This is a genomic window from Algibacter miyuki (assembly GCF_030409805.1).
Lineage (GTDB): Bacteria > Bacteroidota > Bacteroidia > Flavobacteriales > Flavobacteriaceae > Algibacter > Algibacter miyuki.
In genome coordinates this window covers 1,393,307-1,418,666 of the sequence record NZ_JAUFQP010000013.1, presented here as the reverse complement: position 1 = coordinate 1,418,666, position 25,360 = coordinate 1,393,307, and the positions used below count along the sequence as shown (strand labels likewise).

The following is a 25,360-nucleotide window of genomic DNA, read 5'->3' as shown; positions in this document are numbered from 1 at the left end:
TAATTAATAAAGTATTTTGAAATATAACTTATAGTGTTTTTGATTTTGAAACTGTAAAATAAAAAGATGAGCCATAATTTAAATTACTTTCTACCCAAATAGTTCCGCCATTGTTTTCAACCATTTCTTTACAAACTCGAAGTCCTAAACCAGTTCCTTTTTCATTTCGTGTACCATAAGAAGAAGCGGTTTCGTTTTCTGTAAAAATTTTAGAAAGTGCATCTTCACTCATACCAACACCATTATCTTGAATTTGTACTTCCCAAAACAAGGCTTTTTCAACGGCCGAAATAGTTATTATACCATGTTCACGCGTAAACTTTAAAGCATTACTTATTAAGTTACGGATAACAACATCTATTTGATCTCTATCAGACCAAGCAATTACATTTTTATCAATATTATTTATAGTTGAAATAGATTTTACTTCGGCTTGCTTAGATAAAAGTCTTAAACTTTCATCTACCAATGTTTTAAGCGGTATCACATCTGGCTTGGTAGATAAACCATCCATTTGGCTTTGTCCCCAGGTTAATAAATTATTCAAAGTAAAAGCAATAGAGTCAATGTTTTCACCTATTTGAGGCATAAAGTGCATGAATTCAGTCTTACTCAATTCGCTTTTATTAAATAGATCTAAAAGTGATTTAAATGAATCTATAGGGCCCTTTAAATCGTGTGCAATAATAGAAAACAACCTACTTTTAGTATTATTGGCCTCATTTAAATGTATTTCATTTTTTTTAAGAGCTTCTGTATTTTCTAATAATTTTTGATTTAGAGCATTTTGGGTTTTGTTATTTTTTTTAAGTATAAAAATGATAATAGCAAAAGCCAATATAATTAGAATCGAAAAGTAAATATAACTACGTTGCAATACATGTTTTTGTTGACTTTCTGAGATATACTGTTCTTTTTTTTGTTCAAACTCTAAATTCGATTTGAGTATTCTTAACTCTTTAATATTGTTGTTTTTATTGATGGTATCAGAAATCGCTTTTAAGTCTTCTAAATAGGCGAGTGCTTTTTCTGGGGTTCCATTGATTTTTTCTATTTTATAAAGAAGTTCTAAAGTCACATCTCGTTCTTCTAAAACATTTAATTTTTCAGAAATTTCAAGTGCTTTTAAAGCGTAAGCTTCTGCCTTATCATAATCTTTAAGTCCGAAATATGTTTTAGATAAATTTAGAGCTAAAGGTATTTTATAGCGTCCTTTATCAATCTTATCATGAATTTTTTCACTTTTATTTAACCATTCTAAGGCTTGATAGAATTGCCCTTTATTGGTATGAATAGATCCTTTTAACTCATATGCATACGAAAGCCATGAATCTAACTTTACTTTTTCAAAAATGGAAATCGCATTGTCCACAGCGACAGTTGCTTTATCTAAATTTCCCATTTCAATATAACAAGCCGTTAAATTATTTAAGTTTTTAGCAAATTGTACATCATCGTTATTTGATTGATTGATTTTTAAGGATTTAGATAAGAACAAAATAGTTTGCTCATATTCTTTTTGAACACGGTATATGGATGAAATATTTAAATAACATTTAGATAAATATTTATCACTATCGTATGCTTTGGCTATTTCTATAGCCTCTAAATAATATTTTAGAGCGTTGGCATAATCCTCTTTATATTTATACTCTGCCGCCAATTTAATTTTAGATTCTAATAATAAATTGATTTCAGAAGAAGCACTCGCAATAGATACAGATTTTTGAAAATACGAAATAGCAAGATCTTGTTTTCCTGTATTTGAGTAATATAAACCTTCAATTAAATAACCTTGCGCTTCACCTTTAGGGTAATACATAGCTTTACTTAACTTAATAGATTCGTTAGAAATAATGAGTAAACTATCTAAATTGTATTGCGCATATTGCATACCCAATGCATACAATAAATTAATGTAAGTAGTATCTCGTTGGAAATTATTATTTTCCTTGTGTTTTTTAATTTTTTCCTGAAGACGTTTCTTTATTTCTTCTTGTGCAAAAGCTGAATAATTAGTACCAAAACCACTAAAAATAACCCACAAAAATATACCGTAAAACTTGATGTGTGGTTTATTAAAATAGGCTTGCATAAATAGGGCTTTATACTTTTTAAGTATGGGTGGTTGAAATTTATTACAATATAAAACCTTATAAAATTAGAAAAAAAACTAATTCTATTTTTAATCGTTCTGGCTTTACAAAAACCGATTAAAAACATATAAAACCGATAAAGTGTTGTTTTTACATTAAAACTAGACACCACTTTTTACTGAAATCAAAAAAAGTTACCGCTTACTTAACGAAGTAATTAGTATAAATTCAAAAAAAAAGGTTGCCCAAATTATGGACAACCTTTTTATACAAATGATGTTTAATTTATTTTAAACTTTCTAATAATTTTTCAGCTACTAATTCTGATGATGCAGGATTTTGTCCTGTAATTAAATTTCCATCTTGAACGGCATAAGCTGCCCAATTTTCACCATTAGAATACAATGCGCCATTTTCAATAAGCATATCTTCTAATAATAAAGGCACAACTTCTGTTAAGCCAACAGCTGCTTCTTCTTTATTTGAAAATCCAGTAACACGTTTACCTTTAACTAAAGCTGTTCCGTCTTCATTTTTCACATCTTTCAATACAGCCGGTGCATGACAAACAAAAGCAATTGGTTTTTCTTGGCGATCGAAGGCTTCAATTAATGCCACCGAGTTTTTATCGTTAGTTAAATCCCATAAAGGACCGTGACCACCCGGATAAAATACAGCGTCAAAATCATTAGGATTCATATCTGCTAAAACAGCCGTGTTTGCAATTTTTGCTTTTGCGTCAGCATCACCATTATAGCGATCTGTAGAAGCCGTAGCAGCATCTGGCGAATCACTACTTGGGTCTATTGGAGCTGCGCCACCTTTTGGTGTTGCTATTGTAATTTCTGCTCCTTTATCTAATAAAGTATAATATGGGCTAGCAAATTCTTCAACCCAAAAACCTGTTTTTTTTCCTGTATCACCTAATTTGTCATGAGATGTTAATACAAATAATATTTTCATGTTGTTTTGTTTTTTTGATTCTATTTTTACTTCTGAAACCTTTTCAGAAGTGGTGTCTTGTTTTGCATCTTTACAACTCGAAGCTGTAACAATAGTGCAAACAAGTGCAAATGATTTTAAGATGTTCATACTGAAATTAATATGCCATTTTTACAATTTTCTCCACTTTGTCTGGAGATAATGTTTGGTGTTCCCCTAAACCTAACCAACCACGATCGGTAAAACGCTTGGCTATTTCTTCAGCAGTACCGTCGTAATCTTTGGTGTAATCAGATAGTTTGGTATCGATACCTAATTCATGGAAAAAAGCTTCTGTTTTTTCAATGGCAGCATAGGCTTTATCGTCGATACTTCCTTCGGAAATATTCCAAACACGTTCACCGTATTGTGCTAATTTTTCCTTTTTGTCTTCAAAATTGAATTTGTAATGACTAGGAGCAATGACCGCTAAAGTTCTAGCATGATCGATACCAAATAAAGCCGTTAATTCATGACCAATAGCATGTACTGCCCAATCTCCAGGAACTCCTTTTTGGATAAGTCCGTTTAAAGCCATCGTGCAACTCCACATAAAGTTTGATGTTGCTTCGTAATCTGTTGGATCCTTAATTACTTTAGGTGCCACTTCAATAATGGTTTGTAAAATACTTTCAGCAAAACGATCTTGCAATAATGCACCGATAGGATATGTCATGTATTGTTCTAAAACGTGCGTAAAAGCATCGGTTAAACCATTTGCTAATTGACGCTCAGGGATAGATGCAATTACTTGCGGATCTAAGACAGAGAACTCAGGAAATAAACCAGGACCTCCCATGGCTAATTTTTCTTTCGTTTCTTTTCTTGTAATTACAGCTCCAGAATTCATTTCCGATCCTGTAGCAGGCAAGGTTAAAACCGTTCCGAAAGGCATACCTTTTTCTGTTTTAATGTTTTCGGTTAAAATATCCCAAGGTGTATCTCCTTCAAAAAGGGCAGCTGCCGATAAAAATTTAGTTCCATCTATTACAGAACCACCACCAACAGCTAATAAATATGATATTTTTTCATCTTTAATTACCTTTAGCGCATCCATTAAAACAGCGTATTCAGGATTTGCAGGAATACCGCCAAACTCAACCACTTCAACGTTAGCTAAAGCTGTTTTTACTTGGTCGTAAATTCCATTTTTTTTAATACTTCCTCCTCCGTAAAGCAATAATACTTTAGCATCTTGAGGTATTTCGTTTTTTATTTGTGCTATAGTATCCTTTCCAAAAATAATTTTGGTTGGGTTTTTTAATTCAAAATTGTTCATCTTCTTTTTCTTTTAAAATATTATATTTTCACTATCATTTTCCCTTTGTTTTTACCTTCAAATAAATCGATAAAAGCATTCGGAATATTATCGAAACCCTCAACAATAGTTTCGCTGTATGTTAATTTACCTTCTGCTAACCATCCTGATAGATGTTTCATAGCTTCTGGGAATTTTTCAGCATAATTAGAGACAATAAAACCTTGCATTAAGGCGCTATTTTTAACTAGGAAAGGTTGTACACTCACACTTTTAGGTAATTCCGTTTCATTGTAAACCGAAATGGCACCACATATAATGATACGAGCAAAACGGTTAATATTGAATAACACTGCATCTGAAATTGGGCCACCAACATTATCAAAGTAAATATCAACACCATTTGGCGCTAAGGCTTTTATGTCGGCATTAATATCTTTACTCGTGTTATAATTGATACCAGCATCGAAACCAAATTTGGATTTCAGCATGTTAATTTTCTCGTCGGTTCCAGCAATTCCAATCACACGAAGTCCTAATATTTTAGCTATCTGTCCTACAATAGAACCTACAGCTCCAGCTGCTCCCGAAACCACAATAGTTTCTCCAGCTTTTGGTTTTCCTATTTCGTTTAAACCTAAATATGCCGTTAAACCAGTCATCCCTAAAACACCTAAATATGTGCTTAATGGTGCTTTATTTCCATCAACTTTTAAAAGGCCTTCACCGTTAGATATTTGCTGTGTTTTCCAGCTTAATAAACCAGAAACATAATCACCTTCTGAAAAGTTCTTATTTTTAGAAGCCATTACTTTTGCAACCACACCAGACTGAACAGGTTTGTTAAGTTCAAAAGGAGGAACATACGATTTTGCATCACTCATGCGTCCTCTTAAATATGGATCTACCGATACATAAGCTGCTTCTAGAAGGATTTCTCCTTCGCCAACTTTTAATTCAGCATCCTCATTAACAAATTCAAAATTTGAAACGGTTGGTTTTCCTTGTGGTCTATTATTTAATAAAATTGTCTTAGTCATAATTTCTTTTTTTTACTCAATTACAGTTACTAATTCTTCCATAGGTTTTCTCACCTTTACCAAGTTTACTAACCAATCGGCATCTTCTTTTCTGTAACCAATAGGTAATAAAACAGCACTACGTAATCCTTTTTCGCGTAAACCAAGAATGTCATCTACAGCCGCAGGATCAAATCCTTCCAGAGGTGTTGAATCTACTCCTTCAAAAGCAGCTGCAGTTATCGCTTGTGAAAATGCGATGTAAGCTTGTTTTGCTGCATGGTTAAAGTTTTCTTCTTCATCTTTTTGAGGGTAAGAACTCAATAACATTTGGCGGTAATTTTCCCAACCTTCATTTTTAAAGCCACGAATATCGTTTGTTAAATCGAACATGTGGTTAATTCTATCGGCTGTATAAGTGTCCCACGCAGCGAAAACGAGTAGGTGAGAGCAGTCTGTAATTACAGATTGATTCCAAGCTACAGGCTTTATTTTTTCTTTGATATCTTGATTTTTAATCACTATTATTTCAAATGGTTGTAAACCACTAGATGTTGGTGCTAAACGCGCAGCTTCTAGAATACGTTCAATTTTATCTTCGGAAACTTTTTCGCCATTCATCGCTTTTGCAGCGTATCTCCAATTTAATTTATTTAATAAATCCATATTTTTTGTTTTATTTATTTGCTATTAATTCGATTTCGTTTGAAGTAATAATGACTTCGGCATGACTTGTATTATTGGCTAAATTCAACATGGCTTTCGCGATAGATTCAGCATTAATTATTTTATAGTTTTTCAGTTTTCCAATAAATAATGGTTGAATAATTTTAAAAACCATCAAACCTATTTTTTCTAATAAACGCCGCTCTTGGCGTGCTCCTCCAATAAGTGAAGGCCTTAATACAAAAGTGTTTTTTATATTTTGCTGCAACACATCGTGTTCCATATTGCCTTTTGTTTTATTATAAAATACATTACTTGATCTATCGGCTCCCATAGCAGAAATTACTAAAAAAGTATTTATTTTATTTTCTTTTGAAAGCTTCGCGGCATTTACAGGAATACCATAATCTATAGCTTTATAAAGCACTTTATCTGGTGTTTTTTTTGCCGTGGTACCAATGCAACAAAATACTTCGTCTGCCTTGAAATCAGCCTTAAAACTTTCTAGATTTAAAAGATCTCCGGTGAATTGAACTACCTTTTCAGGAAGCCCTTCAATCTTGGATCGTGAAAACAATTTAATGCGTTCGTATCGGGTGTCTTCAATTAATTTCTGAAGTAAAATACCTCCTGTTAATCCGGTTGCTCCTAATATAATGACCGTTTTCTTCATCTTATTTACAAACTTTTATACTGCTCCAAGCAGATTGATACGCTTCTTCAATATGACTTTTATTCAATTGAAATGCACCACGTTTTTGTATCATCATTAAAAATGATAACGGGTTTATAGCGTAGGCATACAATAAATAATCTGAAATTGGTTTTACAATACCTTCCGCTTTGCCACGCGCCCAAAGGTCGAGTAGAGGTTGCAAATGTTTTATGCCTTCTTGTCTGCTAGGCTCATCAATCATAGGTGTATTATCGCACTGTGCTAAAAACATGGCGTGCTCACATTCTTTCAATTTAAAATCGGCAATACGTTTCCAAATTAATTCGAAACCAGCCTTAACGGGCATATTTTCATCATAAGTTTCAAAAGCATATTTTGTGTATTCCGCTTTAACTTCAATGTAAGTTTTATTTACTAAGTCTTGTTTATTTTCGAAATACAAATAAATAGTAGCAGGAGAAACACTCGCCATTTTTGCAATTTTACTCATAGGCGTGGCATGAAAACCGTCGTTGTTTACCAACTCGATAGTTGCCTTAATTAAGGCATTACGCTTGTCTATGCTTTTCTGAAGTTTCGCCATGTTCTATATATTTATGATACAAAGATATATAAAAAATGAACGTTCATTCTTTTTTTAACAAAGATTTAATTTTTCTTACATAGAAGAGAAGAATAAATAGCCAAAATAATTATAGATAACTTTTAAATCAAATAGGAACTATGAGTATAGGATAAGAAAAACACCAAGCATAATTCCAAAAAGTGGCACCAGCTTTTTACGTTTATTCTGTTCTTTGAAGATAAGACCACCAACAACCACAGCAATTATAATTTGACTGCGTTTAATAGCAGAAAGCAACATAATTAAGGCATCAGGATCTTGTAGTGCTTTAAAATAGAAATAATCGGCAGCTGTTAAAAGAATTCCAACCGCCGGAATTGTCCATCGCCATTTAAAAGCTTTTCGTTTTTCAGCAAAAGGAAACCATGTAATAGATAAAATTACTAAAAGGATTAAAATAACGTAAAAGCTAAACCAAAACAATAAAGTTTGTGGGTCTAGAAATAAGCTTTGTATTAAAAACTTATCGTACAATCCGCTAGATGCGCCTAAAAAAGTGGCTGCTATAATGGCAAAAATCCATTTGTTTCGTTTGAAGTTGATACCTTCTTTTTTTCCAATTTTTGAATATAACATTACTGAAAATATTATAAGGAAAAACCCCACCCATTGCAAACCGTTTGGTCTTTCATCATAAATAAGAATCGCTCCAATAAACGTGAAAAACGGACCAGCAGAACGAATAGGCGTTACAATGGTGATTGGTAGATGCTTTAAAGCCTGATAAGCCAAAACCCATGAACTAGCCATGATAGCCGATTTTATAAAAACAAACCCATGAGTTTGCCACGGAATAGGTTCTATAAAAAAGCCTAAACTTCTAGTGAATTCCGGAAAACATAAGGAACCAATAAAAAACGGTAACAGAAAAATAAAACTAGAAGTCACTGTACCTAAAAGTACTGGAAAAACCTCATTACCTTGAACGGCATGCTTTTTACATAAGTTATGTAATCCTAAAAATAACGCGGCTAAAAGCCCTAAATACATCCACATCGCGCGAAGATAATTTAATCTCTAATTCTACAATAAAAAATATAAGATATCTTGGCGTTGTTAATTATAAGGTAAACTTAAAATAAGGAATGATTTACAATTGTATCGATTCAATACATTGTTGCATTTCGATTTTAGCATAAGTGAAATCTGCCATTTTTTTACTTTTTCCAATATGGATGGGTATATTATTTATACGGTTTGTTAAATCTTTAATGGGCATAGCTTCTAAGCTATTAAATTCATCTTTCCAATACTCTAAATGTGAAAGCCTATCGTTTTGAAAGCCTGTAGTTTTTCTGTCATTATCCGTCCTAAAAAAGGTTATTTCACCAATAAGTGAATTTACGATTTCAAAATCGATAATAATACCATCATAGATTAACTGCGTATAAAATGCGTTCTTAAAAATATCTGAAATATTTTTTAAATCCTTCGCTTTTATATCTGTTAAAATTACAGAGTATTGCGTTTTTGCGTTAGCCACAAGCCAACATTTTTTTCTATTAACATGAAAAATAGTGGCATTCCATTTCCCTAACAACCCTAAGTTTTTTGTAGGTTCTATTTTAATTAGTTTTTTAATTAATTTCTCTAATTTAATAGATGTATATATTGGGGTTTGCATAATCTATAAATATTTAAAAATTTAATGTTCTCCATAACCAACATCGTCCATTTTTCCTCTAAAGACTTTATATTGAATAAACATGTATACAGCCACTAACACAATTGCGATAGCAAACCAATACACACCAACGGATAAACCATACTCATCTGCTGCTACGTTATAAAGCGTTAAATCTGGATTAATATCATTTGTTGAAGGCAATACTTTAGGGAAAATTGAAGATACTGTTGTGGTTAAACCTCCGAATAAAAATAAGGATGAAAACACAAAACCATGTCCATCTTTTTTGAACGATTTAATTTTGAACAAACCAAACAACCCAGTTAGTGTAATAACTGGAAACACCCATAACCAAGGGTATTTAAAAAAGTTGTGAAATGGTTTTGGTTCTATTAAATGCCAAATTAAAATTGAGATAATTACTAAAACTAGTAGCACAATATTTAAGTTGAAAATCACCTTTCTAAGCTTGGTATTTAAATCGGAACTGGTTTTAAAAATAATCCAATTTGCGCCATGTATAGCAAGAGACACCACACCAATAACACCTAATAAAAGTGTAAACCAATCGATAACACCTAAAACTTCAGCATGTGGACTAAATGTTGGGTTCCAAAGTGGTAAAAAGAAAAAATGTGCTTCGTGCGTAGACACACCATTTACAACATTTCCTAAATTAACACCACGAACCACATTACCCAATGCTACACCAAAAAACAAGGCTAAAAGCAAACTAGAAATTCCAAAGGCTTTATCCCAAATGGCTTCCCACATACGATTGTGTATTTGTCCGCGTAATTCTAAACCAATGGCTCTAAAAATAAGCAACCACAAAATCATAATTAAAGGTAAATAAAAACCACTAAACGATGAGGCATACAACGTTGGAAATGCAAAAAACAAGATACCACCAGAAGCGATAAGCCAAACTTCGTTAGCATCCCAAAAAGGACCAATAGCATTAGTTATTGCTTTTTTATCTTTTTCTGTTTTAGCAAAAAACAAATGAATAATACCTGCTCCAAAATCGTAACCATCCAAAATGACATAAACAGCCAACATGGTCATTAAAACGATATACCAAAATAATTCCATAATTAATGTGTGTTGTTAAGTTGTGGACCTTTGTTAATTATTTTTCCGGCAAGCATTAAAAACAGCAAGCCTAAAAGTAAATACAAACCAATAAAACCAAGTAATGTAAATAACGTATTTCCTGCCGATACGGTTGGCGATGCGCCATCTGCGGTGCGCAGCAAGTTATAGACTAACCAAGGTTGTCGGCCTAATTCCGCAGTATACCAACCTGTTGTATTGGCGATATATGGAAAAGGCAGCATAAACAAAAGTGCCCACAAAATCCATTTAGTGGTATATAGTTTTTTTCTGAAAAGCTGAACAGCTGCCAATAACATTAAACCTATAAAAATGGTGCCTAAACCAACCATAATATGGTAGGCGTAATAAAGCCCGGGTATGTTTGTTGGGTGTGTGCTTTTATCAAATTCATTTAAACCTTTAATCTCCGCATTCCAGTCTTGATAGGTTAAAAAACTTAGAATATTGGGGACAGCTATTTTATTATCTAACTTTTGCTCGAGCATGTTAGGTTGTCCGATTAAAACAATTTCCGAACCACCTTCTTCGGTTTCAAAAATGCCTTCCATAGCTGCAAAGGTTACCGGTTGGTGTTTTACCACGTTTTTAGCAACTAAATCTCCTGTTGGGAAAGCCACCAATATACTAGATACTAAACCGAAACCAACACCCGTTTTAACAAAGAGTTTTCCGAATTCGCTGTGTTTATTATTTAGAATATAAAATGCGCCAATACCAGCAACAACAAATGATGCGGTAATTACCGATGCTAATTGATTATGAAAATACGATGGCAATAACCAGGGATTAGAAAATAAGGCTCCGAAGTTATTTAGAACAAATCGTCCGTTTTCCAAAATTTCATAACCTACCGGATGTTGCATCCATGAGTGTGTAGCAATAATTAAATAGCCGCTGGCCCAAGAGCCTAAAAAGACTAAAAACCCAGTAACAAAATGGAGTTTATGCCCTAGAAGCTTTTCACCAAAAATAAAAAGTCCTAAAAAAGAAGATTCTAAAAAGAACGAAAACATGCCTTCCATAGCCAGAGTTTGGCCAATAATACCACCGGTAAGCTCCGAGAATTTCGCCCAATTAGTTCCAAACTGAAATTCCATCGGGATTCCGGTAACCACACCCATAGCAAAGTTTAGCGCGAAAATTTTCATCCAAAACTTAGCGGCGTCATTATATTTTTCTATTTCAGAATAAAGATATTTTCCTTTAAAATAAACCACTAGAAGCGATAAGCCCATGGTTAATTGCGGAAATAAGTAGTGAAAGGTAATGGTAAAAGCAAACTGCATTCTATCATAAAAAAGCATGTCTTCCATAAAAGCAATAATTTGTATGTGTTGCCGACGAAATTATTCGATTTTAACCTAAGAAACAGTAACTTTTGTTACAGATAAAAAGTTTCAGTAATTAATATAAAATCGCTAATTCATCAATTAAATTTACTGCAAACAAAGTTAACCATTACGGTTTGTTTACTTGGTATAATATCGGTTAAATAAAGCCTTTAAAGCAAGTTTTATCAAAAGTTCAAAAGCTGTTCTCTATATTTCAATTATCTGCAATAGTGATAAAAATCTCGTCGATACAATAACGGTTTTGGTATAGGCAATCCCACCAAACTTCTATTCCCTTTTTATAAGGATGTATTTAGTTTCATTTTTGATGTGTAAAACAAAAACACCTTAAAAAAATGAAATTATATATTATTATCGCAAGCTTTCTATTTGCACAGATTTCAATAGGGCAAGAACAACCTAAAGACGACACCACGAAAGTTTGGTCTTTAGAAGATTGTATCAATTACGCTATAGCACATAATATTAGCGTAAAGGATGCTTCTTTAAATACAAATCTTGCCGAAGTAGATTATAGCAAAGCAAAATCGTCTAGATTACCTAACTTATTTGGTAGTGCTTCACAAAGTTTTTCTAACGGAAATACTATCGATCCTATTACAAGTAGCTATGTTACCGATCAAATTCACAGTACTAATGTGGGTATTAATAGTTCGGTAACGCTGTTTAAAGGCAATCAAATAAACAATCAGATTGAGCAGAATAAAATTCTTTTAGAGCAAAGTGCTTTTTTAGAAGAAGAAGCCAAAAACAGTATTGTTATTAGTCTTTTAGAAAACTACTTACAAGCACTTTTCAGTAAAGAAGATATTGCTATTGCCGAATCTAATTTAGAAGCTTCTAAAACAGAAGTATTGCGAGCAAAAGCACGTTTAGACGCAGGAACAATAGCTTTAAGTGATTATACCGAAGCACAAAGTCAAACTGCTACTAATCAATATAATCTAATTGCTGCTAAAAATAATTACCAACAGTATATTATTGATTTGAAACAACTGTTAGAGCTAACACCAATGGACGATTTAGAAATTGAGTCTATCGATGAAAACATGGATTTAATTAACTTAGAGCTAGATAAAATCTCCATCTATAACAACGCCTTAAATTACTTGCCAGAAATAGAAGCTAGTAAGTTAAATGTAGCAGCAAAAGAGAAAGAACTAGATATTGCTAAAGGTGGGTATTCGCCAACATTATCACTTTCCGGAAGTGTAGGTTCTGGGTACACGAGTATAAATGATAATACATTTTCCGATCAGTTTGATGTTAACTTTAATCAGAAGTTAGGTTTATCATTAACCATTCCTATTTTCAATAGAAACGAAACAAAATCAGCAGTACAATCGGCTACAATAAATATTGAAAAGGCTGAAATTCAAAAACAAATTACAGAAAAAATACTTTATAAGAAAGTAGAAACGGCTTATCAAAATGCATTATCTGCACAAGAACAAATTATTGCCGCGGAAGCTTCCAAAGAAGCATCGGAACAAAGTTATAAACTGGCTCAAAAGAAATATGAATTGGGCGATTTAAGCACAACCGATTTAGTAATTAGCCAAAACACCTTTACTAACGCGCAACAAAATTATTTACAAGCCAAATACCTCAATATTTTATACCACCAATTATTACAATTTTATCAAGGAAACGATATCAAACTTTAATCTAAAGCATCATGAAAAATAAAAAAAACATTATAATAAGTGGCATTGCCATTGTAGTACTCGCCATTGTAGGATATTCATTTATAAAAACTGATGACGCTATTATTATCGAAGCGAAAACAATAACCGCAAAAAAAGCTAACGTCACTACCATGGTTACCGCAACCGGAACTATGGAGCCTATTACACAAGTTGAAGTTGGTACACAGGTATCAGGTGTGGTAGAAAAAATATATGTGGATTATAACAGTGTAGTTACGGAAGGGCAGTTGATTGCAGAATTGGATAAAACCAATTTAAATGCAGCAAAAACGCAAGCACAAGCAGCTTACGATAATGCAGTTAGCCAACGAAACTACACACAAACTATTTACGACAGACAAAAAACATTATATGATAATCAAGTGATAAGTAAATCTGATTTTGATGATGCGGCATTCAATTATCAAACAGCAAAAGGGACGGTTACGCAACGTTATTCAGATTTGCAACAAGCCAGAACCAATTTAGGCTATGCTAATATTTATTCACCTATTGATGGAGTGATATTGTCTAGAGCTATTGACGAAGGGCAAACCGTAGCAGCAAGTTTAAGCACACCAACATTATTTACTATTGCTCAAGATTTAAAAGAAATGCAAGTAGAAGCAGATGTAGATGAAGCAGATATAGGACAAGTAAAAGAAGGACAGCGTGTTACTTTTACAGTAGATGCTTACTTAGGTGAAACTTTTGAAGGTGAAGTAACGCAGGTAAGATTAGACCCAACGGTTACTTCAAATGTAGTGACGTATACGGTTGTAATTAAGGCAGATAACCCAAATTTAAAACTAAAACCAGGATTAACAGCAACCATCTCGATTTATACATTAGAATTAAATGATGTGTTAACTGCGGAAGCTAAAGCCATCAACTTTAAACCAGAAAGAGAAGTCTTTGCAAACTACAATTTGCAACACCAATTACCTGAAACCACAAGTAGACCTTCTAGAGAAGAAACCGCGCTTTGGGTATTACAAGCGAACGGAGCGATTACACCTAAAGTAGTAACACTAGGAGCTAGTGATGGGGTTAATGTAGAAATATTAAGTGGTATTTCGGCAGGAGATAAACTAGTTTACAGTTTAAAAGAAGTTTCTAAATCAGAAGCAGCGACAGAAGAACAAAGCAAAAGTCCATTTATGCCACAAAGAGGTGGTGGCGGAAAAAGATAATACGATGAAAAAAGCAATCATAAAAATAGAAGATTTAAAACGAGAGTTTACCATGGGAACCGAAACGGTTCATGCGTTGAGAGGTATTTCGTTTGATATAAAAGAAGGAGAGTTTGTGACTATTATGGGATCTAGTGGTTCGGGAAAAAGTACCATGCTTAACATTTTAGGATGTTTAGATCAGCCAACGTCCGGAACTTACGAAATTGATGGTGTACGCGTAAAAGATTTATCTCGAAATGAATTAGCAACCATTAGAAACGAGAAGATTGGTTTCATTTTTCAATCGTATAATTTACTAGCAAGAACATCTGCTATTGAAAATGTAGAATTACCTTTATTGTACAACAGCAAAGTATCTACAGAAGAACGCAGAAAACGTGCTATTGAAGCTTTAGAAAAAGTAGGACTTGGAGAACGTTTACATCATACACCAGCACAACTTTCGGGTGGACAACAGCAACGTGTAGCTATTGCTAGATCGCTAGTTAACAATCCAGTAATGATATTGGCTGATGAAGCGACAGGAAACTTAGATACACGTACATCTTACGAAATCATGTCCTTATTTCAAGAGTTAAACAAACAAGGTATTACGATTACATTCGTAACGCACGAGCCGGATATTGCTACGTTTAGTAGTAGAACTATTGTATTAAAAGATGGTGCGGTTATGAAAGATTATAATAATGATAATATTCAATCTGCAGCAAACGAATTAGCCAAATTACCTAAACAAGACGATTAATTATGAGACTATTAAATTTATTTAAAATCGCAACAAAAGCCATCATTCTTAACAAAACCAGAACTTTGTTAACCATGCTTGGAATTATTATTGGTGTCGCTTCTGTTATCGCTATGTTAGCCATTGGAGAAGGTTCAAAGGAAAGTATTCGTACTTCCATTTCTGCTATGGGATCCAACATGATTACAATAAAAGCAGGAGCAGACACAAAAGGAGGCGTGAGACAGGAAGCAAGTGTTATGGAATCACTGACTTTAAGTGATTATGAAGCCATTAAAGCACAATCGACTTTATTAAGTTATAGTTCTCCAGTAGTAGAAGGTAGAGGTCAGGTTATAAACGGTTCTAGTAACTGGCCATCATCAATTTATGGTGTTAATCCTGAATATTTAAACATTAAAGTCGTCGGTTTACAGAGCGGAAGCATGTTTACAGATGCAGAAGTACAAACGGCTTCAAAAGTAGCTGTAATTGGTCAAACAGTTGTAGAAAATGTGTTTACTGACGGTCAAGATCCGGTCGGGCAAATGATTCGTTTTAATAATATTCCCTTTAAAGTGATTGGCGTTTTAGAGGAAAAAGGTGAAAACACCTTTGGTCAAGATCAGGATGATGTCGTTATTGCGCCTTATACAACGGTACAAAAACGTATTTTGGCTATCGATCATTTAAATCAAATTATGGCATCTGCCATTAGTGAGAATGATGCGCCTAATGCTGTTTTAGAAGTCTCTAAAATTTTAAGAGAACAACATAAGTTAACTGATAGTGATACAGACGATTTTACCGTACGTTCCATGGAAGAGTTAATTTCAACCTTCAGTTCTACCAGTGAAATGCTAACTATTCTATTAGTTGCAGTGGCAAGTATCTCGTTATTAATTGGAGGAATTGGAATTATGAACATTATGTATGTTTCTGTTAAAGAACGTACTAAAGAAATTGGTTTACGAATGGCTGTAGGAGGAAAGGGCTCTGATATTTTAATGCAATTTTTAATAGAAGCCATTCTAATAAGTATAACAGGTGGTGTTTTAGGAGTATTATTAGGACTTGGAGCAACGGTGTTCATAGAAAAATTCTTAAATTGGCCTACAAGTGTGGCTATGTATTCTATTGTGATTTCTTTTGCAGTTTGTGCTGTAACGGGTATCTTTTTTGGATGGTATCCTGCAAGAAAAGCATCAGCTTTAGATCCAATAACTGCTTTACGTTACGAATAATAAATTATGTACAAGAATAAAACAATAACGGTAATATCACATGTGCTAGTATGGTTAACACTATTTTGTTTGCCTTATTTGCTATCATCTGGTGAAGAACAAGAAATGAATAGAGTAATTGCGCATTTTTGGATTCCTTTATTCTTTTCTGCCATTATCTTTTACTTTAACTTCTTTGTTTTAGTAGATCGTTATTTGTTCCCCAAAAAAACAGTTCAGTTTATTCTACTGAATATCATAATTATAGCATTCTTTTTATTTTTAAAAGAATATATTGAAGATAACTATTTTCAATATATTTTAAAAAAACGTCGAGCAAATACCGAGAGAACAGAGCCTCCATTTAAAATAGCGATGTACATACAATTGTTATCGTATTTAGCACCTTTATTCTTTTCAGTAGCATTAAAATCTACAAAACGATGGGTTAAAACGGAAACAGAACGTAAGGAAGCCGCTAACTTTAAATTGAAGTCAGAGTTACAGCATTTGCATTATCAATTGCAACCGCATTTTTTTTTTAATTCTTTAAATAACATCTATTCATTAGTCGATATTTCGCCAGATCAAGCAAAATCTTCTATTCACAGTTTAAGTAAACTGATGCGTTATATGTTGTATGAGACTAATTTAGAAGTCGTGCCGCTTAGTAAAGAAATTGATTTTCTTAAAAAGTATATTGATTTAATGAAGTTAAGAGTATCAGATAAAACAACGGTTAGTTATAGTTTTCCTATTAAAGAAACAGGTATTCAAATAGCGCCTTTATTATTTATTTCATTAATTGAAAATGCATTTAAACATGGGGTTTCGGCGACTAAACCAAGTACGATTGATATTAATATGACTTGTGATGATGCAACGGTGTTATTTTCTGTTGAAAACCATAATTTTCCGAAGAAAACAGACGATAAAAGTGGCTCTGGTATCGGGCTTCAGAATTTAGAAAAACGTTTGGAGTTATTGTATTCAGATAAATTCAACTTTAAAACTATTTTAAAAGATGATCGCTTTTTAGTAACCTTAGAAGTGGAAACAAACTAAGTATGGCAACATGACTAAAATAATCGATTTATCAAATCACAATACGCTTAAATTTTAATATATGAAAGATGCCTCTAAGCAGACGCTTGTAGCGCTTTTTAAAAAACTCTGGAATTACGTAAAACCGTACAAAAACTTGGTTATTGCGTCTTTAATTTTAACTATAATTGGCGCATTATTGGCGCAGGTTAATGCATTAGTATTGCGCTACACTGTAGATGAATTAACTACTTTAAGTAACGCTAATAAAACCGTAAAAGAAGGGTTTTCGCTATTAGCAACAATTAGCATTATTCTTCTTTTAAAGGAAGGTTTTTATGCATTAGTACAATTTGGTCAAAAGTTCTACGGAGAAAAAATGAAAATTTACATTTCAAAAGACTTTGCGCAAAACATTGTAGAACGCATATTAACTTACAAAATGGCTTTTTACAGTTCTCCAACGAATGAAAGTGGCAAATTACAAACCAGAATAGATTTAGGCGTTTCCAGCCTAACACAGTTAGTAAAAAACTTTTTTATTGATATATTACCTTTATTTTTTAACGCCTTTGTCGCTTTAATTATCATGTTTAACGCCAACGTATATGTGGGGTTAGTGAGTCTTTCAATTATTCCACTTTTCTTCTACATAAGCAGTCTACAAGCTAAAAAACTGAAAGGTTTTAGACGCACCATGAGAAAATATAGAGAAACAAAAAACAATGGCATTATTGGTTTAATAAATTCAATTACTGTTATCAAATCTTTTACAAGAGAAAGTTTTGAAAGTAAAAAGCATGAAGCCATTCAGTTAGATATGACTGAAAATCAATTACAAACAAGAAAACTAAGTTTCTTATTTGATGGATTAAAAAAATTCACAGAACAATTTGGAGTCGTTATTATTATCATCTTAACCGCTTATTTTGTTTTAAATGGCAGCATGACTATTGGCGCCATAATGTTTCATATTTTGCTATTTAACAATGTATCGGCACCTATACAACAACTACATCGTATTTATGATGAAGTACAAGATGCGATAATATATTCGGATGCCTTTTTTGAAATTATGGACGCCGATGATCAAACAGAATTAAGTGGCACGTACATTCCTGAAAAATTCACCGGTACTTTTGAAATTAAAAATGTTGATTTTGCATATCCAAACGGAACCAAAGCGCTGTATGATGTTTCCATGGTTATTAAACCCAATACCATAAATGCACTAGTTGGTTTAAGTGGCGCTGGAAAAAGCACGATGATTAATTTGCTAGATAAATTCTATGCGCCAACCTCGGGAGAAATACTTTTAGATGGCGTTGATTTACAAAAATATGATACGCATTGGTTACGAGATAACATTGGGTTGGTATTACAAAAAAATCATATATTTAATGGTAGTATTAAAGAAAACATCCTTTACGGAAAAGAAAATGCTACAGATAACGAGGTTATAGCGGCAGCAAAACAAGCTTATATCCATGAGCAAATCAGTCAATTACCCGATGGCTATAATTCAAAAGCAACCTTACTTTCTGGAGGACAACAACAACGGGTTTCTATAGCACGATTGTTTCTAAAAAATCCTCCTATTATTTTTCTTGATGAACCCACGGCGAGTTTGGATGCTATAGCAACAGAAAAAATAAAGAAAAGTTTAGATGCCATAAAAAAGGGGCGAACGGTAATTGTTATTTCACATAGTATTTCTCAAATAATCGATGCTGAAAATGTTATTGTTTTAGAAAAAGGAAAAGTAATAGAACAGGGTACTCATGAGGCATTGTATAACAATGAGAGTGCCTATTATAAAATTTTCAATGCGATGGCGAATAGCTTAAATATAGATAAAATTAAAAACACTTTAAAAGAATAAATTCAACTATTCCTATAACTATTAAAAACCTATGAAACATTCAATATTAATGATTCTCATCGTCTTTTCTTTTGGCTCTATTTCTGCGCATGAAGGCGGACATGGGCTAGATTTGAAAACATGGGAGCTAACAACTGAAAATAAAACAATTAATGCTGACTTTATAAAATATGAAAATGAAGAAGTTTGGCTTTTAGATGGAAACCATAAAGTGAGTATTTTTCAAATTTCGGAATTTACAGAAGTCGATCAAGATTACATTAAATCCAAAAGTGAGTTCATTCAAACTTTAAATAATAATGCAACAGTAGAAACGGAGCAACAACCTTTATCTCACTTTAATATAAGTCTTATAGCTTTGGGTATCTTTCTTTTATCTTTTTCTGTATCTAAACTGATAAAGCAAAAAAGAGCTATTTACCTCACGCACGGCACACTTGGTTTAGTTGTGCTTTTTATTGTGTCTTGCAAAAATACAAGTACTGCTAAAACAAGTCAAACAGAAACACTTTCGAGTGATGTTGGAATGATGCAAACTTTTTTCGAGAAATTTGATGGGGTTTCAACCCATACTGATGATAATTATCTCTATATTTCTTCAAATGGATTACCAGATCATGACATGATGGTTGGTATCACAAATTGGCAACAACAAGTGCCTATTAATCAAAATTACACGGGTGGTAATAGTTGGGCTATACCTACGCACCCTAAAATGGCAGAGCACCCGCTATCTACAAAAACCAATTTACTTAAAGGAGCCATTGCTGTTGCAGTCAATGGAATACCTATCTTTAATCCTTTAAATAATAGAGGAGAAGATGCTAATGCCATCGGAGAATTAGACAACTGGGGCGGACATTGTGGTCGTGCAGACGATTATCATTACCATTTACCACCATTACACTTACAAAATCAAGTAGGAATTGGAAACCCGGTTGCTTACGCTGTTGATGGTTTTCCTGTCTATGGAGAAACAACAGATACATTAGATAAATATTTAGGAAAAACAAACCCAGATGGTTCTTATCAATACCATACCATTAAAGAATATCCTTATTTTATCGCAGGTATGCGAGGCGAAGTGATATTAGATCCAAAAACAAAAGCGCCAGAAAACCAAGTGTATCCACAACCAAGAACACAAGAATTACGACCTGCTTTAACCCCGTTACGAGGTGCAGAGATTATTGATTTTAAATCTTTAGGAGAAAATTCATATGCATTAACCTATAGTCTAGACTCAGAAGAATATATCATTAATTACAATTGGGACAGCGACGATAATTACAGCTATCAATTTATAAATCCTGATGGTACATCAACGGTTGAAACTTATAAACCTAGAGAAAAATGAAACATTCGAAATTTTTAGTGCTTCTGCTTGTTACGTGTTTTATGTCTTGTAAAAACAATGACAAAGCAATAACAAAAGTAAATCATGATGATTATAAAACCATCCATTCAAATTTTAAACTAAGTAGTACCGCTATAGAAAACGGTGTTCTATTGGATGCTTACAAATGTGAAGAGAAAGTAAACGATGTGGAAAATTCCATACCACTTTCGTGGAAAAATGTACCGGATGGCACTAAATCTTTAGCCATTGTAATGTATCATTATCCTAAAAAGGATGATAAATCAGAAATCAATTCATACCTCTTATTATGGGATATAGATCCTAAAACAACCGAAATACCATATAAAATGGCATCCAAAGGCGATTGGTTTATGGGCGGAAATAAAGACGGTACAGCGATATCCTACACATCGCCGTGTTCTCGTGGCAAAGGTAAACACGAATACACCATAGCCCTTTATGCCTTATCAGAAACGCCTGCTACGTTACCGGAAAAACACAGTTTAAACGTAGATTACAATGCCTTTATGAATGCACTTGCAACCGTAAACATTATAGACAGAACGACTTTAACATTTATAGACTCAAACTAAAAAAAATATAATAATGATACATTTAAAGAATAGCACACTAATGATTGTTTTAGCCTGTTTTTCAATAGCAGCTTGCAAAAATGGTCAAAATAGTAAGAAAACGACATCCGAAAATTCAATAGTTTATACAGGAACAGCTTCTGTATCACAAGGATCTGCAACCGTAGTTACCCAAAATATTTTTGAATGCGATAGAGGCAGAAAAGCCCCCATTGGTACCTCTACAGCAACAGATGGCAGTAAATGGACCGTACCTGCTGAAGCTAACTTTACAAATGAAACCTTTCCTTTTGCATCCGATTTGTTTAATCCGTGTACAAAAGTAGAATACGCATCTACAGATGAAGCCTTAGCAGCATTAGATGGAAAAGATATTATAGAAGTGGATGCCGATGGCGAAATTATTACAGCTTATGTCTTTGCCGATAACTACTTTGAAATGTATATCAATGGCGTACCAGTAGGTAAGGATAATGTACCTTTTACACAGTTTAATTCTAATATTGTTCGTTTTAAGGTGAATACACCTTTTACAATCGCCATGAAATTAGTCGATTGGGAAGAAAATAGTGGTTTAGGTTCTGAGGCCAATAGAGGACAAGCGTTTCACCCAGGAGATGGTGGTATGGTTGCTGTTTTCAAAAATGCAGAAGGCGATATAATTGCCACAACAGATTCTAATTGGAAAGCTCAAACATTTTACACCGCGCCTTTAAAAGATTTATCTTGTGCTTCAGAAGAAGGTGCTTTAAGATTAAGTAAAACATGCAGTACAGAAGATTCTAATGACGGCACATCTTATTTCGCTTTGCATTGGAAAATTCCATCAAATTGGCAATCTGCAGATTTTGATGATAACGAATGGCCTAACGCCACCGAGTTTTCAAACAAAACTATAGGTGTTGATAATAAACCAGCCTATACTAACTTTATCGATGTTTTTGATAACAGCCAAGCCGATGCCCAATTTATATGGTCTACCAACGTTATTTTAGATAATGAAGTAATTGTTAGATACACCGTAAATTAACTGAAGTATATTTATTTTTGATACAAACCAAATCCACTTAAATAATGAGTAATATAAAAATCAGTTGTGTTATTGTAGATGATGAGCCTATGGCACTAAATTTAGTAGAAAGTTATGTGGAGAAAACCCCTTTTTTAGAGCTAAAACAAAAGTGTAGTAGTGCTATTGAAGCTATGGAGTTTATTAAAAACAAACCTGTAGATTTATTATTTCTAGACATACAAATGCCCGATTTAACAGGATTAGAGTTTTCAAAAATGCTACCAAAAGATACGCGAGTAATTTTCACAACCGCTTTTGATCAATATGCTTTGGAAGGCTTTAAGGTTGAAGCTATAGATTATTTATTAAAACCTTTTGATTATGCCGAATTTCTAGCCGCTGCCAATAAAGCTAATACTTGGTTTTCGTTGTTAAAAGGGAATTCGCAAAACGCAGTTTCCGAAGCAAAAGAATTTCTTTTTGTAAAATCGGAATACAAACAATTACGCATAAAATTAGATGATGTACTATATTTTGAAGGTTTAAAAGATTATATAAAAATATGGGTAAAAGACAATCCGAAAGCTATTTTAACCCTTATGAGTTTAAAATCACTAGAGGAAGAATTGCCTGAAAGTCATTTTATGCGAGTGCATCGTTCTTTTATTGTTTCACTAAAAAACATTGAGGTTATAGAACGTAGTCAGATTATTATCAACAACCAACGTATCACTGTTTCTGAACAATACAAACCTAAGTTTTTGGAGTTTGTGAATAATAATTCTTTGTAGCTAATTACCTTCATTCCATACCACACCTGTGTTATTCCAAAATATTGAGGAATAACATAATCAGGTAGACTCTTCATACTCTTTATAAGATTCTTCTTTATTGAAATGATGATTATTAAGGGTTTTAATCTTCGTCTATAAAAAAGCCGATTTCATAGTGAGAATATAAAACATGGTCTATTTCATTCTTTTTTTAAAGAGAATACTGATACTTTTAAACTTTAGAGTACCAAATAATCAAATCCAAAAATGTGTAAAAATATTTTAATCTTAATTACTGTGTTATTTCTGGGATTTACAACCAAAAGTAATTCACAAATTATTAAAAATACAAATACTACAAGCATACCTGTTTTAAATTTTGATGCTTTAGAGCCTTTATTATATACAGATTCAGAAGAGATTCATATTGTTAATTTTTGGGCAATGTGGTGTGCGCCTTGCGTTGAAGAGCTGCCAATATTACAAGAATATCAAAAACAGCATCCTCAGGTAAAAGTAACATTGGTAAGTCTTGATTTTACTGAAGATATAGAAACAAAACTAAAACCATTTTTAAAGAAAAAAGGAATTACTACAAATGTGGTTCTTTTAGATGATCCAGACTCTAATACTTGGATAGATAAAATAGATCCTAATTGGTCTGGCTCTATTCCGTTTACTATTATTTTTAATGCTAAAAAGCGTTCTTTTCACGAGCGAACGTTTGAGAATATAGAAGATCTTATAAATGAAATTCAAAAAATAAATTAAAATCAACAAACATGAAAAAAAGCAATTTAATTTTTACCGCCATTATTTTAATGAGTAGTGTCTTTATTACCCATACTGCAAATGCTCAAGATAGAAAAGGACCACCACCAAACGGAGAGCGCAAAGGTCCTCCAAAAGGCGGTCATAATCCTGAACAAACCAAAACATTAGAAGAAATAGGCGGATATAAGATAGGGGATGTAGCTACCGATTTTAAACTTAAAAATGTAGATGAAACTACATTTTCATTATCAGACATTAAAGATGCGAAAGGATACATTGTTGTTTTTACATGTAATGAATGTCCGTTTGCTAAAATGTACGAAGACCGTTTAATTTCTCTTCATAATACATATGCACCTAAAGGATATTCTGTGATTACCATTAACCCTAATGTAAGCGCAGATAATGAAAAAGAAAGCTTTAGTGCAATGCAAAAAAGAGCCAAAGAAAAAGGTTTTCCGTTTGTGTATTTGGCAGATGAAAATAAAGAAGTGTTTCCAAAATACGGCGCTGTAAGAACTCCTCATGTATTTTTATTAGATGCAGAAAGAAAAGTACAATACATTGGCACTATAGATAATAATGCTAAATCGGCGAAAGATGTTACCATTAAATATGTAGAAGATGCTATTGATGCTATAGAAAACGGAGAAAAACCAAGTCCAAATTTCACAAAAGCGATTGGTTGTCCTGTAAAAGGTATCTAAAAAATTATACGTTTTAATTAACGTACTAAAATAGAGTTTAAATAAATGCGTGTTTGTTTACGTTAGGATTTTCTTTTTAGAAATTCTTGTAATCAAAAACGCATTTTTTATATCTATCATCTAGATAAAAAAAGAAGTCAAATGTCTTAATTTTTGCTTCCTCTAAAAAATATACAATGAAACTATTCCGGAAATTAAGAAAAAATCTCATGGCTTTGGGTAAGTTTAAGTCTTACACACTTTATGCTTTGGGCGAAATTATCCTTATTGTTATTGGGATATCAATTGCTTGGAAAATTAATGATTTAAACGATATTCGGAAAAATCATATTGTTGAATACAAAATTTACAACAACTTAAACGAAGAATTAAACAGCAACTTAAATGTATTAAAAGGTTTAATTGATGAATACCCAGAAACTATTACTGCTATAGAAAACACTTTAAATTACGTTGGCAAACAGCCTAATGACATTACAGCAGGCGCAAAGGACACCATTATAAATATAGCAGATAAAGATGTTAACCTTTTAGATAGCTCGATAAACTCGTTGGTTAGCACCACAAAATTTGAATTTATTGAAAGTACAGAACTCAAAGATTTAATTGCTGTTTACCCAAATAAAATATCGATATTTAAAGAACAAGATGCTAAAATTAAAACAATAATTTCCGGTAGGTTAAAGCCTGTTTTGGAAAAATATATTTCATTAGTCGATATGCTTCCAAATGATAATTCAAAATATGCTCATATAAAAACTTTTGGAAATAAGTCGGATTACAGCGCCCTACTAGCCAGTAAGGAATATCAAAACACGATGATAGACCGTTTATTGCAAACCAAAATTCAACTGAATAACGCGAAAATGTTACGTGGTAAAACTAAAATTTTAATCACCAAATTAAAAGAAGAACTAAACTAAAACCATTCAAAAGTGGTTCATCTAAAATCTGCCTTGTTTAAA

Annotated in this window: 24 protein-coding genes; 13 read left to right on the top strand and 11 right to left on the bottom strand. The window is 32.9% G+C overall.

Annotation, left to right across the window (positions count from 1 at the left end):
- Positions 1–28: 28 nt before the first annotated feature.
- From QWY92_RS17965 to QWY92_RS17915, 11 genes are all read right to left on the bottom strand, one after another.
- Positions 29–2,095 (bottom strand): tetratricopeptide repeat-containing sensor histidine kinase, encoded by a 2,067-nt coding sequence (locus QWY92_RS17965; protein ID WP_290273986.1) that lies wholly within the window; start codon positions 2,093–2,095, stop codon positions 29–31.
- Between the two features lie 286 nt (positions 2,096–2,381).
- On the bottom strand, positions 2,382–3,188 hold the full coding sequence (locus QWY92_RS17960; protein ID WP_290273984.1) for a type 1 glutamine amidotransferase domain-containing protein: 807 nt from the start codon (positions 3,186–3,188) through the stop codon (positions 2,382–2,384).
- Positions 3,189–3,195: 7 nt separating this feature from the next.
- Positions 3,196–4,356 (bottom strand): iron-containing alcohol dehydrogenase, encoded by a 1,161-nt coding sequence (locus QWY92_RS17955; RefSeq protein WP_290273981.1) that lies wholly within the window; start codon positions 4,354–4,356, stop codon positions 3,196–3,198.
- A 20-nt stretch (positions 4,357–4,376) separates the two neighbouring features.
- Positions 4,377–5,375: an NADP-dependent oxidoreductase gene (locus tag QWY92_RS17950; RefSeq protein ID WP_290273979.1), complete on the bottom strand. Its 999-nt coding sequence runs from the start codon at positions 5,373–5,375 to the stop codon at positions 4,377–4,379.
- 12 nt (positions 5,376–5,387) lie between these two features.
- Positions 5,388–6,020 (bottom strand): NAD(P)H-dependent oxidoreductase, encoded by a 633-nt coding sequence (locus QWY92_RS17945; RefSeq protein ID WP_290273976.1) that lies wholly within the window; start codon positions 6,018–6,020, stop codon positions 5,388–5,390.
- Positions 6,021–6,030: 10 nt separating this feature from the next.
- A complete protein-coding gene (locus QWY92_RS17940) occupies positions 6,031–6,693 on the bottom strand; it encodes an NAD(P)H-binding protein (protein WP_290273973.1) in 663 nt (220 codons plus the stop codon).
- 1 nt (position 6,694) lies between these two features.
- Positions 6,695–7,279 (bottom strand): TetR/AcrR family transcriptional regulator, encoded by a 585-nt coding sequence (locus QWY92_RS17935; protein ID WP_290273970.1) that lies wholly within the window; start codon positions 7,277–7,279, stop codon positions 6,695–6,697.
- Positions 7,280–7,417: 138 nt separating this feature from the next.
- Positions 7,418–8,317 carry a DMT family transporter gene (locus tag QWY92_RS17930; protein ID WP_290273968.1) on the bottom strand — a complete coding sequence of 300 codons (900 nt, stop codon included), beginning with the start codon at positions 8,315–8,317 and terminating at the stop codon, positions 7,418–7,420.
- 94 nt (positions 8,318–8,411) lie between these two features.
- Positions 8,412–8,945 (bottom strand): DUF6933 domain-containing protein, encoded by a 534-nt coding sequence (locus QWY92_RS17925; RefSeq protein WP_290273963.1) that lies wholly within the window; start codon positions 8,943–8,945, stop codon positions 8,412–8,414.
- Between the two features lie 21 nt (positions 8,946–8,966).
- A complete protein-coding gene (gene cydB / locus QWY92_RS17920; protein WP_290273960.1) occupies positions 8,967–10,043 on the bottom strand; it encodes a cytochrome d ubiquinol oxidase subunit II in 1,077 nt (358 codons plus the stop codon).
- A 2-nt stretch (positions 10,044–10,045) separates the two neighbouring features.
- Entirely contained in the window at positions 10,046–11,380 is a 1,335-nt protein-coding gene (locus tag QWY92_RS17915; RefSeq protein WP_290273957.1) for a cytochrome ubiquinol oxidase subunit I, read from the bottom strand.
- 374 nt (positions 11,381–11,754) lie between these two features.
- Here QWY92_RS17915 and QWY92_RS17910 point away from each other — a divergent pair, with 374 nt between their 5' ends.
- The 13 genes from QWY92_RS17910 to QWY92_RS17850 all read left to right on the top strand — a co-directional run bounded on the left by QWY92_RS17910 (position 11,755) and on the right by QWY92_RS17850 (position 25,318).
- On the top strand, positions 11,755–13,086 hold the full coding sequence (locus QWY92_RS17910) for a TolC family protein (protein ID WP_290273954.1): 1,332 nt from the start codon (positions 11,755–11,757) through the stop codon (positions 13,084–13,086).
- 8 nt (positions 13,087–13,094) lie between these two features.
- Positions 13,095–14,300: an efflux RND transporter periplasmic adaptor subunit gene (locus QWY92_RS17905; RefSeq protein ID WP_290274142.1), complete on the top strand. Its 1,206-nt coding sequence runs from the start codon at positions 13,095–13,097 to the stop codon at positions 14,298–14,300.
- A 4-nt stretch (positions 14,301–14,304) separates the two neighbouring features.
- Positions 14,305–15,048 (top strand): ABC transporter ATP-binding protein, encoded by a 744-nt coding sequence (locus QWY92_RS17900; protein WP_290273951.1) that lies wholly within the window; start codon positions 14,305–14,307, stop codon positions 15,046–15,048.
- 2 nt (positions 15,049–15,050) lie between these two features.
- Positions 15,051–16,271, top strand: a complete 1,221-nt coding sequence (locus QWY92_RS17895) for an ABC transporter permease (protein ID WP_290273949.1) — start codon at positions 15,051–15,053, stop codon at positions 16,269–16,271.
- Positions 16,272–16,277: 6 nt separating this feature from the next.
- Positions 16,278–17,315: a sensor histidine kinase gene (locus QWY92_RS17890; protein WP_290273947.1), complete on the top strand. Its 1,038-nt coding sequence runs from the start codon at positions 16,278–16,280 to the stop codon at positions 17,313–17,315.
- A gap of 61 nt (positions 17,316–17,376) precedes the next feature.
- Entirely contained in the window at positions 17,377–19,176 is a 1,800-nt protein-coding gene (locus QWY92_RS17885) for an ABC transporter ATP-binding protein (RefSeq protein ID WP_290273944.1), read from the top strand.
- A gap of 31 nt (positions 19,177–19,207) precedes the next feature.
- Positions 19,208–20,533, top strand: coding sequence for a YHYH protein (locus tag QWY92_RS17880; RefSeq protein WP_290273941.1), 1,326 nt, complete (start codon positions 19,208–19,210; stop codon positions 20,531–20,533).
- Complete coding sequence (locus QWY92_RS17875; protein ID WP_290273938.1) at positions 20,530–21,129, top strand: YbhB/YbcL family Raf kinase inhibitor-like protein; 600 nt, start codon at positions 20,530–20,532, stop codon at positions 21,127–21,129. Before QWY92_RS17880 ends, QWY92_RS17875 begins: the two co-directional genes overlap by 4 nt.
- A 13-nt stretch (positions 21,130–21,142) precedes the next feature.
- The gene (locus QWY92_RS17870; protein ID WP_290273935.1) at positions 21,143–22,159 is read left to right on the top strand and encodes a hypothetical protein; all 1,017 of its coding nucleotides are present in this window, start codon (positions 21,143–21,145) and stop codon (positions 22,157–22,159) included.
- Between the two features lie 44 nt (positions 22,160–22,203).
- Complete coding sequence (locus QWY92_RS17865; protein WP_290273933.1) at positions 22,204–22,932, top strand: LytR/AlgR family response regulator transcription factor; 729 nt, start codon at positions 22,204–22,206, stop codon at positions 22,930–22,932.
- A 249-nt stretch (positions 22,933–23,181) separates the two neighbouring features.
- Entirely contained in the window at positions 23,182–23,685 is a 504-nt protein-coding gene (locus tag QWY92_RS17860; protein WP_290273929.1) for a TlpA disulfide reductase family protein, read from the top strand.
- 11 nt (positions 23,686–23,696) lie between these two features.
- Complete coding sequence (locus QWY92_RS17855; RefSeq protein WP_290273926.1) at positions 23,697–24,395, top strand: thioredoxin family protein; 699 nt, start codon at positions 23,697–23,699, stop codon at positions 24,393–24,395.
- A 176-nt stretch (positions 24,396–24,571) separates the two neighbouring features.
- The gene (locus tag QWY92_RS17850) at positions 24,572–25,318 is read left to right on the top strand and encodes a hypothetical protein (protein WP_290273924.1); all 747 of its coding nucleotides are present in this window, start codon (positions 24,572–24,574) and stop codon (positions 25,316–25,318) included.
- Positions 25,319–25,360 lie beyond the last annotated feature (42 nt).